This window comes from Aeromonas sp. 602200 (assembly GCF_049173895.1).
Classification (GTDB): domain Bacteria; phylum Pseudomonadota; class Gammaproteobacteria; order Enterobacterales; family Aeromonadaceae; genus Aeromonas; species Aeromonas veronii_A.
This window is the reverse complement of record NZ_JAAKSL010000001.1, coordinates 456,355-469,698: the sequence shown is the minus strand read 5'-3', so window position 1 is coordinate 469,698 and position 13,344 is coordinate 456,355. Positions and strand designations below refer to the sequence as shown.

Genomic DNA, 13,344 nt, shown 5'->3' with positions numbered 1-13,344 from the left:
TACTGATTGACCAAGGCGCATCGCAATCGGTGCGCCTTTTTATTGTTTACGCCCATCGAGTTCGGGAGCATAAGTACAAACATGATGTTGGATAAACTACGCGAAGGGGCGCAGGGCAAGGTAGCCAAGGTTATCTTGGGCCTGATCATCCTCTCCTTTGCCTTGGCTGGTGTAGGTAGTTACCTGAACGGCCCGGCCCGTACCGCCCCCGCCACCGTCAATGGCACCGAGATCAGTGCTGCGGCACTGGAAAATGCCTACCGTAACGAGCGCGCCCGCATGGAATCCCAGATGGGAGAGGCATTCAGCCAGCTGGCCGCGAACCCCGATTACATGAAACAGTTCCGCCGTGGCGTGCTGGATCGGCTGATCGATCAGGCGCTGCTGGACAGCAAGGCTCGCGAGCTGGGTCTGCGCGTCAGCGATGAGCAGATCAAGCAAGCCATCGTAGCGATGCCGGAGTTTGCCGAGAACGGCAAGTTCAACAATGACCGTTACCTGCAACTGATCCGTCGTGCCGGCATGACTCCCGAAATGTTCCGTGACTCCCTGCGTCAGGACATGGTGCGTCAACAGTTGATGAGCGCCCTGCTGGGCACCGAATTCTCCCTCAAGGGTGAAGCGGAGCAGCTCGACAAGCTCTACAACCAGACTCGCGATCTGCGTCTGGTGCGTCTGGCTGCCGCCAACTACATGGCTGACGTTCAGGTATCCGACAACGAGCTTGAGCAGTACTACAAGACCAATGGCGCCCGTTTCATGAACGACGAGCAGGTCAAGGTCGACTATCTGCTGCTGGACGCCGCCAACCTCGCCAAAGATATCAAGGTCACCGAGCAGGATGCCCAGGATTACTACGATCAGCACCAGGATCTGTTCCAGCGTGCCGAGCGTCGCCACGTGGCTCACATCCTGATCCCGTTTGGCAAGGACGAGAAAGCGGCCGAGCAGAAAGCAGAAGCCGTTTTGGCCAAAGCCAAGGCGGGTGATGATTTCGCTGCGCTGGCCAAGGCTGACTCTTCCGATACCTTCTCTGCCAAAAAAGGCGGTGAGCTGGACTGGTTCGAGAAAGGGGTGATGGATCCGGCCTTCGAGAAAGCCGCGTTCGCCCTGAACAAGGCTGGCGATCTCTCCGGCGTGGTGAAGAGCCCGTTCGGTTTCCACATCATCAAGCTGCTGGGGGTTGAAGCAGCCCAGACCAAGCCGTTTGCCGATGTGAAAGAAGAGACCATCACTCGTCTGCAAGCTGACAAGGCCAAGGAGAAATTCTTCGCCGAGCAGCAGAAGATGGCTGACAACAGCTTCGAAAACCCGGACTCGCTGGATCTGACCGCTGATGCCATGGGGATGAAGGTTCAATCTTCCGATTTCTTCACCCAGGCGACTGCTCCGGCTCCGCTGAACGATCCCAAGGTGCTTTCCGTAGCGTTCTCCGAACAGCTGCGCGATGACAACACCAACTCCGACGTGATCGAGCTGGCTGACGGCAAGGCGCTGGTGCTGCACATCACTGGTCACAAGCCCAAAGCGGTCAAGCCGCTGGCCGAGGTGAAAGAGCAGGTGATTGCCGCCATCAAGCATGACAAGGCTAGCGAAGTGGCCCGTGGCAAGGCCCAGGGCCTGCTGGACAAGCTGAAGGTAGGTGAGAGCATCACCGCCGATCTGACTGCACTCGGTCTGAAAGTGGAGACCCACAAAGGGGTTGCCCGCTTCGATCGCGAGCTGGATCAGAACCTGATTGCCCAGGCGTTCACGCTGCCCCATCCGATCGACGGCAAGCCGAGCGTGGCTCTGGTTGCCGAGACCAATGGTGACCGCGTTGTGGTTGCGCTGGACAAGGTCAACGTCCCTGCCGCCGCATCCGGTATGGCCGCCATGCTGCAAGCTCAGCTGGGTCAGGGCAAAGCCCAGGTGGATTACAAATCTCTGATCGACGAGTTGCGTAAAGCGGCCAAGATCGAGTACTTCACCAGCGTGGAAGCGACCGTCGAGTAATCGTCAGTTCAATTCAGTGAAAACGGCTCCTTGATGGAGCCGTTTTTTTATCTGTGGGCAAGAGGGGGGATATTCAAGCTCTGCTCTCTGCTCTCTGCTCTCTGCTCTCTGCTCTCTGCTCTCTGCTCTGTGGCGTGTAGTCACACCACTGCTATACGCCATCTCAGTCGTCTAAATACGGGATATAAAAAAACCGGCACATGAGTGCCGGTTTTGCATTGCGCACTTGCGGGGTTATACCACGCCCTGGGTGCGCAGGTAATCCTCGTAGGTGCCGCCGAAGTCGCGGATGCCATCTTCAGTCAGCTCCAGGATGCGGGTCGCCAGGGAGGAGACGAACTCGCGATCGTGGGAGACGAAGATCAGGGTCCCCTGGTAGAGCTCCAGTGCCATGTTCAAGGATTCGATGGATTCCATGTCCAGGTGGTTGGTCGGCTCATCCATGATCAGGATGTTGGGGCGTTGCATCATCAGCTTGCCGAACAGCATGCGGCCCTGTTCACCACCGGAGAGCACCTTGACCGGCTTCTTGATGTCGTCCTGGGAGAAAAGTAGACGGCCCAGTACGGAGCGTACAGCCTGCTCGTCTTCGTTCTCCTGTTTCCACTGGGCCATCCAGTCGAACACGTTGAGATCGGTGTCGAAATCTTCGGCGTGATCCTGAGCGTAGTAACCGATCTGGGCGTTCTCGGACCACTTGATGCTGCCGGTATCCGGAGCCAGTGCACCGACAAGGGTCTTGATCAGGGTAGACTTACCGATACCGTTGGTACCCAGAATGGCGACCTTTTCGCCCACTTCCATCATCATGTTGAGGCCCTTGAACAGGGGACCGTCGCCATACCCCTTGGATACACCTTCCACTTCCAGGATGTTGCGATAGAGCTTTTTGTCCTGCTCGAAGCGGATGAAGGGGTTCTGGCGGCTGGAGACCTTGACGTCCTCAATCTTGATCTTGTCGATCTGCTTGAGACGGGAGGTCGCCTGACGGGACTTGGAGGCGTTGGCGCTGAAACGGGAGACGAAGGATTGCAGATCGGCGATCTGGGCCTTCTTCTTGGCGTTGTCGGCCAGTAGACGCTCGCGCGCCTGGGTGGCGGCCAGCATGTAGTCGTCGTAGTTGCCCGGGTAGACGCGCAGCTCGCCGTAGTCCAGATCCGCCATGTGGGTACAGACGGAGTTCAGGAAGTGACGGTCGTGAGAGATGATGATCATGGTGCTTTCACGTTCGTTGAGCACCTGCTCCAGCCAGCGAATGGTGTTGATGTCCAGGTTGTTGGTCGGTTCGTCCAGCAACAGGATATCGGGGTTGGAGAACAGCGCCTGTGCCAGCAGCACCCGCAGTTTCCAGCCCGGCGCCACTTCGCTCATCGGGCCGCTGTGCTGCTCAAGGGGAATGCCGACACCCAGCAGCAGCTCGCCTGCACGCGCTTCAGCGGTGTAGCCGTCATATTCGGCGACCAGACCTTCCAGCTCGGCGGCCTTCATATAGTCTTCGTCGGTGGCTTCGAGGTTGGCGTAGATGGCATCGCGCTCGGCGATGGCCGCCCACAGCTCGGTGTGACCCATCATGACCACGTCCAGTACGCGCATATCTTCGTAGGCGAACTGATCCTGACGCAGCTTACCGATGCGCTCGTTGACGTCCAGGCTCACATTACCGCCAGTGGGCTCCAGATCACCGCCGAGGATCTTCATAAAGGTGGACTTGCCACAGCCGTTGGCGCCGATAAGGCCATAGCGGTTGCCGCCGCCAAACTTGACGTTGATGTTCTCAAACAGCGGCTTGGCGCCGAACTGCATGGTGATGTTGTTGCTACTTAACAAGGTATGTGTCCCGATTGGTCTGTCAAATGGCGCGCATTATGGCACAGATCCCCCGAAAGTTTTAGCGAGAAGTGTGATCTTGATCGGGGCAAGCGGGGCGTGCAGCCGATTGATGGGCAATAAAAAAAGCCGGCGCGAAGCCGGCTTGGAAGGATGAACTTGATCTGTTAGTGGGAGGTGGCGCCAGAGGCACCCAGCCCGGTCTGGGAGCGAACGAACTGCGGCAGGAACTTGGCATGCTCGTCGGCGGCGTTCTGGGAGCTGTCAGTGATGGAGAAGAACCAGATCCCGATGAATGCCAACCCCATGGAGAAGAGGGCAGGGTATTCGTAGGGGAAGATGGCCTGGGCATGGCCCAGCACTTTCACCCACACGGTCGGACCCAGGATCATCAGGGTCACTGCGCTCGCCAGTCCCAGCCAGCCACCGTAGACGGCGCCACGGGTGGTCAGGCGTGACCAGAACATGGAGAGGAACAGCACCGGGAAGTTGCAGCTGGCGGCGATGGAGAAGGCCAGACCGACCATGAAGGCGATGTTCTGCTTCTCGAACAGGATCCCCAGACCAATGGCAACCACACCCAGCACCAGAGTCGTCATCTTGGAGACGCGCAGTTCATCGGTCTCGTTGGCCTTGCCCTTCTTCAACACGCTGGCATAGAGGTCATGGGAGACCGCAGAGGCACCGGCCAGGGTCAATCCGGCGACTACCGCCAGAATGGTGGCAAATGCCACGGCAGAGATGAAGCCAAGGAACAGACTTCCACCCACTGCATCAGCCAGGTGGACGGCTGCCATGTTTGTGCCGCCCAGCAGGGCGCCGGTGGCATCCTTGAAGGCCGGGTTGGTGCTCACCAGCAAGATGGCGCCAAAACCGATGATGAAGGTGAGAATGTAGAAGTAACCGATAAAGCCTGTGGCGTAGAACACCGATTTACGCGCCTCTTTGGCGTCACTTACGGTGAAGAAGCGCATCAGGATGTGGGGCAGGCCGGCGGTACCGAACATCAATGCCAGACCGAGCGAGATGGCGGAGATGGGGTCGGAGACCAGCCCGCCCGGGCTCATGATGGCGGAGCCTTTCTCGTGCACTTTGACCGCTTCGCTAAACAGGGCGCCGATGTCGAAGTTGACTGACTTCATCACCATGATGGCCATGAAGGACGCACCAGAGAGCAGCATCACTGCCTTGATGATCTGCACCCAGGTGGTGGCCAGCATGCCGCCAAACAGCACGTAGAGCACCATCAGGATACCGACCAGCACCACGGCCACATGGTATTGCAGGCCAAACAGCAGCTCGATCAGTTTGCCGGCACCGACCATCTGGGCGATCAGGTAGAGGGCGACCACCACCAGCGAGCCGCAGGCGGAGAGGGTACGCACTTCAGTCTGCTTCAGACGATAGGAGGCGACATCTGCGAAGGTGTATTTGCCGAGATTGCGCAGCCGTTCGGCGATCAGGAACAGAATGATGGGCCAGCCCACCAGAAAGCCGATGGAGTAGATGAGGCCGTCATAGCCGGAGGTGTAGACCAGCGCGGAGATCCCGAGGAAGGAGGCGGCGGACATATAGTCACCGGCGATGGCCAGACCGTTCTGGAAGCCGGTGATACGGCCACCGGCAGCATAGTAGTCGGAAGCCGAGCGGTTGCGCTTGGAGGCCCAGTAGGTGATGAACAGGGTAGCGGCCACAAACACCAGAAACATCACGATGGCGGCGACATTAAGGGGCTGACGCTCCACGGCGCCAGAGATTGCATCGGCCGCCAGCAGGGGAGAGGAGGCCAGTGAGGTCAACAGCAGCAACTTGCCTTTCATGATTGCACCCCTTTGAGGATCTTCTGGTTCAGTTCATCAAACTCGCCGTTGGCGCGAAAGACATAGACGCCGGTCAACACGAAGGAGGAGAGGATCAATCCTACCCCGACAGGAATGCCGCGAGTAATGGTCGACCCTTCGCTCAAGGGGGTGCCGAGCCAACCGGGGGCAAAGGCGATGAGCAGAATAAACGCCAGGTAGAGTCCCAGCATCAGAGCCGAGAGGGCCCAGGCAAAACGCTGGCGCTTGGCGACCAGCTCCTGGAAGTTGGGATCTTGCTGGATCCTCAGATAGCTTTGCTGTTCCATTGCAGTTCTCCATAACATGAGTGTCAGCGGTGGATGGGGTAACCCCGACGAGCAGGCAATCTGCTCATGTAAGCAAAATGTGAATTAAATGTTATTTCTCGACAATTAGACTTTGGGATAAGTGAGCGGCGAGCCGCAGGTCAGGCGCAGGTAGATGAGCGCGGCCGTGGTGGCATCGGCAAGGGCATCGTGGGCGGGCAGGGGGGGCAGCGCCAAGTGACGGCAGATGTCACTCAAGTGGAGGTCAATCGCAGCATCGGGGTAGCGGCGATAGAGGTGGTCATGATAAAGCTGGCTCACCTCGATCCCTCGCTGGGGCAGGGTCAATCCCCACAATTTTTGGCAGGCGAGATTGAGAATGCGCAGATCGTAGGCGATGTGATAGCCCACCAGTTCGCGCGGGCCGATATAGTCGAGCAGCAGGCGCAGCGCGGCTTCCAGCTCCATTCCCTGTTGCAGATCCTGATGGCGCAGACCGTGGATCACCACAGATTGGCTGGTCAGGCTGGCCGGTGGCTGTACCTTGATGGCGAGGGCCTCACCGGTCAGCAGCCGGTTGCCCTGAATGCGCACCGCCCCGATGGAGACGATCTCGGCCTGCTCGGGATCGAGACTGGTGGTCTCGAAATCGAGGGCGATCCGTTCATCTTCCGGTGGGGTGGCAAAGAGCGGCGCGAACTCGCCAGTTCGGAACGCACGGCCATACCAGTAGCGTCGAACGCGGCTCAACATGGCTATTGTCTCAGACGAAAGTGCAAGGTGAGCCACTGCTGGAACTTCTTAACCTGATGCAGCGCCTGACGCAACAGATCCCGCTCGCTGTGGCTAAGCTCGCTTGTCTGCACCCGACTATTGCCCCCCTTGAGCTGGCTGCGCAGCCTCAGCCGGATAAAGAGCCGAAACGCCTCTGCCAGATTGCTGCCATAGTCGGCACTGAGCCGATCGGCTGCCACCAGCGCATCGATACGCCCCAGGGTTGAGGTCTCCAGAATGCCAGCCTCAAGGGCCAGCATGCGGATACCGTGCACCAGCGGAAACAGGCCGCCCCGCTTGAGATCCAGCCCTTCCGGTGGCTGCTCCAGCCTGCCAAACAGAGTGAGGGGGGCATGAAAGGCCACCGCCGGTCGCACCATCTCCGCCAGCAGATCCCGCCTGTCCGCCAACTGCTCGCGCAGCGCTCTGGCAACAGGCAGATGGAGCTGACGATCCCCTGCTATGGGGTGAGCATCGGCCAGGGTGGCGAGCCAGAGCAGCTCATCCTCATTTGCCGTGGTACAGGCGCTGGCAATGGCGCTTTGCCACTCATCGCCTGTTTTTACCCAGGCCGGATTGTTCACCATTACCTGCCCGGGGCACAGCGGGTAGCCGAGGTGCTCCAGCAGGGCGCTGAATTCGGCCAGATCGGCTGCCTGGGTGGGCCATGCCAGCCCCTCTGGCAGGATCAGGGCGTTGTCCTGATCGGTTTTGAGGATCTGCTCGCCGCGCCCCTCCGAGCCCAGCATCAGCAGGCAGACCTTATCCTGCACCTCGGGGGGGATCACCAGCGCAAAGGCTTTGGCGATCAGTTGCTCGTTGATGGTGGCGATGAGCTTCATCAAAAATGCGGTGTGAATCCCCTGAGCAAACAGCGAGCGGGTCAATTGTTGCTGCTCGCGGGCGACTGCCTCCAACGTCGGCAGGCTGTCGGCGCGGGCGATACGTAACGTCAGCACGTGGGAGTGGGTCGAGAAGAGCCCCAGCACCTGGGTCAGTTGCAAGATGCCCGCCACCTCGTTGCCGCGCCACACCACCAGTCGCTTGATGCGATGGCGGGTCATCAGCAGCAGGGCATCAAACAGATAGCTCTCCAGCGGCAGACCAATCAAGGGCGTGGGAGTCAGCACCGAGAGGGGGGCCGTCAGCGGCAATCCCTTGAGAGTCAGGGCGTGGAGCAAGGTCTTGCGGGTTGCCAGCGTGAGGGAGCCGTCGTGGGCCGGGGAGAGCAGGCAATCGGTCCCCTCGCTCACCATGGCTTCGGTGGCCGCCAGCAGTGACAGCTTGCTGTCGACGATAAGCGGTGCCTGCAGGTGGCCCGGTTCGATGCGGGTCAGGATAAATTCCGCCAGATTCTTCTGACCCAGCTGTTCGCGTTGCTCCTGCTGGCGCTGGCGCTCGGCCAGATTGGCGGTGAAGTAGCTGGCAAACTGTGGATCCTGCTCACAGAGCGCCAGAAAGGTGTGGCGAGGAATGAGCTGGCAGAGGCTATCTTCCAGCGCGGTGAAGCGGTGGCGGCAGCGGCCGTCAAACTGGGCGCGCACATCGAACAGATCATCAACCCCGTAATCACCAAACTGGTGGTGAGGGGCCGACTCTTCCACCGCTCCCTTGATGATGAGATAGAGGCCGGGAGGCTCGTCCCCCTCCTTGAGCAGCAGATCCCCGGCCCGAAAATAGCAGAGCGAAAGGTGACGGGAGAGCCGCTCGCGCGCCTCCTCGCCCAGTCGGTCGAACGGTGGTCTGGCAAAATTGAACAGGGTTGACATGACAGCGTCCTCTGCTGGCTTGCGGCACTCATGCAGCTCCCAGTGTGACAAAGGGAGGGGGAGGCGACCAGCCGACTTTAGTCTCAGCTGTACCGCCTGTTCACACTCTGATAACGTAGTGGTATGACCAGTGAGTCAATTTCAGGGATCAAGGGGAGGATAAGGGAGATGGAAAAACCAAGGATCAAGTGCGAGATCCACGACGGGATTGCCGAAGTGATGCTGACGCGGGGGGACAAACTCAATGCGCTGGACCGCGCCATGTTCAGCGCCATCGATGAGACATTGACGCAGCTCGCCCGGCACAAGGGGCTGCGGGCGGTGATCCTGCATGGCGAGGGGCGAGCCTTCTGCGCCGGGCTGGATGTGAAATCCATGCTGAGACAGCCGGTAGCGGCGCTCGATATTCTCAAGCGTGAAGCAGACGAGGCGACCAATCTGGCCCAGCGGGTTGCCTATGGCTGGCACCAGCTGCCGGTGCCGGTGATTGCGGTGACCCAGGGAGTCTGTTTTGGCGGTGGCTTGCAGATTGCGCTCGGCGCCGATTTTCGCTTCAGCACCCCCGATTGCCGCTTCTCGGTGATGGAGATCAAGTGGGGCATCATTCCCGATATGAGCGGTAGCGTCACCATGCGCAACCTGATGGGAGTGGATACCGCCATGGAGCTGGCCATGAGCGGGCGCGAGCTGGATGCCATCGAGGCCAAATCCCTCGGGCTGGTGAGTCGGGTCTGCGCCGATCCGCTGGTGGAGGCGCGGGAGTTTGCCCGCACTCTTATCACCAAGTCGCCGGATGCACTGGCGGGGATCAAGCAGCTCTACAGTCAGGCCTGGGCCCGCAGCGATGAGGCGATGCTGAAAGAAGAGACCCGCTTGCAAAAGCAGATCCTGGGGCGACCCAATCAGTGGCGGGCCACCCTTAACAGCCTGTTTCGCTGGCGCCTGCCCTTCGGGCCGCGCCGCAATCCGCTCTGAGATGAGGTGACAGGAAAAAGAAATGGCAGCCGAGGCTGCCATTTTTATCGAACGGTTATTTCGTGTCGGTTTAGGAGATCTTGCGATCCTGATCCGGCTCGAACTGATGGCCCGATTTCTCCCGCTCCAAGTTCTCTTCGGAGCGTTTGCCCACCCAGTAATCGGCGTTCTTGATGCCGAGCTTCTCCGGGTGGAATACGGGGTCAATCCCTTGTGCCTGCTGCGCTTCATAATCCTTCAGACAGGTGAAGGCGGTTTTTTGCAGCAGCAGGATGGCGATGATGTTGAGCCATGCCATCAGGCCGACCCCGATATCACCCATGCCCCACGCCAGATCTGCCGTCTTGACGGTGCCGTAGACAGTGGCAGCCATCAGCGCAATCTTCAGCAAGAAGGTGAGCCAGGGGCGATTTATCTTGCGGTTGATGTAGGCGATGTTGGTTTCGGCGATGTAGTAGTAGGCAACGATGGTGGTGAACGCGAAGAAGAACAGCGCGATGGCCACGAAAATGCTGCCAAAGCCCGGCATCATGCTCTCCATGGCGGTCTGCACATAGCCCGGGCCTGCTGCGATACCGGCAATACCCGTGTAGATGGCGGCGCCGTCCGGCCCTTGTACGTTATAGAGGCCGGTGATCAGCAGCATAAAGCCGGTGGCGGAGCAGACGAACAGGGTGTCGATATAGACGGAGAACGCCTGCACCAGACCCTGCTTGGCCGGGTGGCTCACTGCCGCAGCAGAGGAGGCGTGCGGTCCGGTACCCTGACCCGCTTCGTTGGAGTAGACCCCGCGTTTTACCCCCCACATGATGGCCAGACCCAGAATGGCACCGAAACCGGCATCCAGACCGAAGGCGCTCTTCCAGATCAGCAGGATCACGCCCGGCAGCTGGCCGATATTGAGGGCGATGATGACGCAAGCCACGATGATGTAGCCCAGCGCCATAAAGGGCACCACGGTACTGGCGAAGCTGGCGATACGCTTGACGCCACCGAAGATAATAAAGCCGAGCAGCAGCGCCAGACCGGCGGCGGTGACGTTCGGATCGATATTAAAGGCGGTCTGCAGGCTGGAACCGATGGAGTTGGCCTGCACGCCCGGCAGCAGCACGCCGCAGGCGAAGACGGTGGCGATGGCGAAGGTCCAGGCGTACCACTTCATGCCAAGCCCTTTCTCGATGTAGAAGGCCGGGCCGCCGCGGTATTCACCGTTGATCTTCTCTTTGTAAACCTGACCCAGGGTGGACTCCACGAAAGCAGAGCTGGCGCCGAGGAAGGCGACCATCCACATCCAGAACAGGGCGCCCGGACCACCGAAGGTGATGGCGGTGGCCACACCTGCGATGTTACCGGTACCCACGCGACCGGCCAGGGTCATGGCCAGCGCCTGGAAGGAGGAGACACCGGCATCGGTGCTCTTGCCATCAAACATCAGGCGCACCATCTCTTTCATATGACGCAGTTGCAAAAAACGGGTGCGCAGGGAGAAGTAAAGACCGACCCCCAGACACAGGTAGATGAGCGCAGGGCTCCAGATTACACCATTGATGGCATTGACGATTTCATTCATGTACAACAACTCCTTTGTTGTGTTTGTGGCGCTGTCTTGGCGAGATCTTGGCCTCGCTCTCTGTCACAGTTCGGGGCTCATTTGTTAACAGTCTGAGGTAAGCAAACGAGGGTGGCTCCGAGTGGTTTGGCAGGGCGCAAACCCTCGCCATGCATGGGAGGTAACATATCGAGTTGCATCCATTCTTCCCAGCTAAAAATGTTGTCTTGTTGCAAATTTGTGAATTGACAAGGGTGGGTGGATAATGGCAGGCAGCGTTTTCTATGAGTAAAGATGAGATCCTCCTTGTTGATCTGCGCCGGACAATGTGACGGGCGTAACACAATGGAAAGCAAACATGAGGCCAACAATGAAAAATGATCCTGAAACGTTGACGATCCGTCCCCCTGAGGCCGACGACGGGAGCGCCATCGCCCACCTGTTCACCCAATTGGGGTATCCTGCCGAAGGCGCTGACGTGACGGCGCGCCTGTTGGCGCCGGATCCCGCGAGCGTTGTGCTGCTCGCATCCCTGGCCGACAAGGTGGTCGGCGTGCTGGTGTGGCACAAGCTGGCACCGCTGCATGTTGCACCAGCTTGGGGCCTGATCTCGGCGCTGGTTGTCGATGAAGGGGCAAGAGGGGCGGGAGTGGGCGCAGCCTTGCTCAAGGGCGCCGAAGCGATGGCGCGGGCCGCAGGTTGCGCCCAGCTGGAACTCTCCAGCAGTCTCAAGCGCGAGGCGGCCCACCGTTTCTATCTGGCGCAGGATTATCAGGAGCGGCCGAAACGGTTCGTCAAACTGCTGTGACCTGTTGTTTGCATCAAAAGAAGGAGTAGGCGTGCTGGGATGGTTCAAATGGCTGGGTGGTCGCCCGCAAACTCCCATGAGTGAGGATGAGTTGGCGCTGTGGCGTCAGGCGCTGGCGGCTGTGCCCGTCTTGCAAGGGCTCAGCGACACCGAGCAGACAATGCTTATCGGCTTGGGGCAACAGCTGCTCAAGCGCAAGACCCTGACCCTGATCGGGGTCGAGCTCAGCCGCCGTCAACAGGCGGTGCTGGCGCTGCAGGCGGCGTTGCCTATTCTGCACCTCGGCCTTGACTGGTATCGCGGCTTTCACGAAATCATCATCATTCCCGAGCCCGTGACCCGGCGTCAGGAAGTACAGGATGAGTTCGGGCTGGTGAGCGAGTTTGAAGAGGAGAACGCTGGCGAATCCTGGCCGCAAGGGCCGCTGGTGCTGGCCTGGAGCGAACTGCAGCAGGATGGCGACTGGGACGGCTTTAATCTGGTGATCCACGAGCTGGCCCACAAACTCGATATGCTGGGTGGTGAGGCGGACGGTGCGCCGCCGTTGCCGGGGCAGATGAGCAGCCTGCTTTGGCAACAGGCCTTTCAGAGCGCCTTCGATGCGCTCTGCCAGCAGCTTGATCGGGACGAGGTAACCGCTATCGATCCCTATGCGGCTGAACATCCCGCCGAATTTTTTGCCGTCAGCTGCGAATGTTTCTTTACCGATCCGCTGCGGCTGCAGCAGGTTTATCCCGCGGTATACCGGCAACTGAGCCAGTTCTTTAGCCAGGATCCCGCCCTACGTTTCCCCGTGACCCGCTTGCTGGCGGGGGAGGTGGACGCCGGGTCACTTAGCTGATAACCGATCGGTTGAATGGTTATTCGAGATAGCAAAAAGGCACCCGAGGGTGCCTTTTTTACAATCTGAGTGGCTTGCCTATCAGGCAGCGGCTTTCAGCTGTACGGCGGCGGCTTTCTTGTGATCGCCGATCGGCATCACGGTGCGGCCGAACTGCTCGTTGATCACGGTGGCCATGGCCAGGTAGATGGCGCTGGCGCCACAGATGATGCCTTCGAAACCGGCGATGGTGCCGATCAGGGTGCTGCCGGTGAAGTCACGGGCGGCCAGCAGGAAGAACAGCACGGTCAGGGAGGCGAACACGAACTGCTTGGCGCGCGGGTAGTTGATGGTGCCAACCAGCATGAACAGGGTGAACATGCCCCACATCAGCAGATACCAACCCATGTAGGCGTGCGGAGTGGCTTCGGCCAGACCCATGGTCGGCATGATCAGCAGGAACACCAGGCTCAGCCAGAACAGGCCGTAGGAGGTGAACGCGGTCACACCGAAGGTGTTGCCACGCTTGTACTCCATGATGCCAGCAATGATCTGGGCGATGCCGCCGTAGCACAGGCCCATGGCCAGGATCATGGCGCTGATGGGGAAGAAACCTGCGTTATGGATGTTCAGCAGGATGGTGGTCATACCGAAACCCATCAGACCCAGAGGGGCAGGGTTGGCCAATTTTTCGCTCACGTGGCGTTCTCCAAAAATAGA

11 protein-coding genes are annotated in these 13,344 nt (G+C 59.5%); 4 read left to right on the top strand and 7 right to left on the bottom strand.

From position 1 onward, the window contains the following. Positions 1 to 81 precede the first annotated feature (81 nt). Positions 82 to 1,995 (top strand): peptidylprolyl isomerase, encoded by a 1,914-nt coding sequence (ppiD, locus tag G5221_RS02050; protein WP_201981452.1) that lies wholly within the window; start codon positions 82 to 84, stop codon positions 1,993 to 1,995. Between the two features lie 234 nt (positions 1,996 to 2,229). Here the strand turns inward: ppiD and G5221_RS02045 are convergent, their stop codons facing one another. From G5221_RS02045 to G5221_RS02025, 5 genes are all read right to left on the bottom strand, one after another. Then, positions 2,230 to 3,822 (bottom strand): ABC-F family ATPase, encoded by a 1,593-nt coding sequence (locus G5221_RS02045; protein WP_421208366.1) that lies wholly within the window; start codon positions 3,820 to 3,822, stop codon positions 2,230 to 2,232. A 167-nt stretch (positions 3,823 to 3,989) separates the two neighbouring features. Next, positions 3,990 to 5,642 carry a cation acetate symporter gene (locus tag G5221_RS02040; RefSeq protein WP_040068108.1) on the bottom strand — a complete coding sequence of 551 codons (1,653 nt, stop codon included), beginning with the start codon at positions 5,640 to 5,642 and terminating at the stop codon, positions 3,990 to 3,992. Continuing rightward, complete coding sequence (locus tag G5221_RS02035; RefSeq protein WP_040068110.1) at positions 5,639 to 5,950, bottom strand: DUF485 domain-containing protein; 312 nt, start codon at positions 5,948 to 5,950, stop codon at positions 5,639 to 5,641. The genes G5221_RS02040 and G5221_RS02035 overlap by 4 nt, the downstream gene beginning before the upstream one ends. Positions 5,951 to 6,055: 105 nt before the next feature. Beyond that, a complete protein-coding gene (locus G5221_RS02030; protein ID WP_421262717.1) occupies positions 6,056 to 6,682 on the bottom strand; it encodes a 3'-5' exonuclease in 627 nt (208 codons plus the stop codon). Between the two features lie 2 nt (positions 6,683 to 6,684). Further along, positions 6,685 to 8,472, bottom strand: coding sequence for a putative nucleotidyltransferase substrate binding domain-containing protein (locus G5221_RS02025; RefSeq protein ID WP_421249226.1), 1,788 nt, complete (start codon positions 8,470 to 8,472; stop codon positions 6,685 to 6,687). Between the two features lie 168 nt (positions 8,473 to 8,640). On the opposite strand from G5221_RS02025, the gene G5221_RS02020 reads away from it, so the two are divergent. Beyond that, on the top strand, positions 8,641 to 9,447 hold the full coding sequence (locus G5221_RS02020) for a crotonase/enoyl-CoA hydratase family protein (RefSeq protein ID WP_216953774.1): 807 nt from the start codon (positions 8,641 to 8,643) through the stop codon (positions 9,445 to 9,447). A 70-nt stretch (positions 9,448 to 9,517) separates the two neighbouring features. On the opposite strand, the gene G5221_RS02015 is transcribed toward G5221_RS02020, so the two are convergent. After that, a complete protein-coding gene (locus G5221_RS02015; RefSeq protein WP_319920702.1) occupies positions 9,518 to 11,017 on the bottom strand; it encodes an alanine/glycine:cation symporter family protein in 1,500 nt (499 codons plus the stop codon). Between the two features lie 349 nt (positions 11,018 to 11,366). On the opposite strand from G5221_RS02015, the gene G5221_RS02010 reads away from it, so the two are divergent. After that, positions 11,367 to 11,804: a GNAT family N-acetyltransferase gene (locus G5221_RS02010; protein ID WP_019445255.1), complete on the top strand. Its 438-nt coding sequence runs from the start codon at positions 11,367 to 11,369 to the stop codon at positions 11,802 to 11,804. Between the two features lie 76 nt (positions 11,805 to 11,880). Beyond that, positions 11,881 to 12,645 carry a zinc-dependent peptidase gene (locus G5221_RS02005; RefSeq protein WP_421262811.1) on the top strand — a complete coding sequence of 255 codons (765 nt, stop codon included), beginning with the start codon at positions 11,881 to 11,883 and terminating at the stop codon, positions 12,643 to 12,645. An 81-nt stretch (positions 12,646 to 12,726) separates the two neighbouring features. On the opposite strand, the gene G5221_RS02000 is transcribed toward G5221_RS02005, so the two are convergent. Further along, a complete protein-coding gene (locus tag G5221_RS02000; RefSeq protein ID WP_005336948.1) occupies positions 12,727 to 13,323 on the bottom strand; it encodes an acetate uptake transporter in 597 nt (198 codons plus the stop codon). Positions 13,324 to 13,344: the final 21 nt, after the last annotated feature.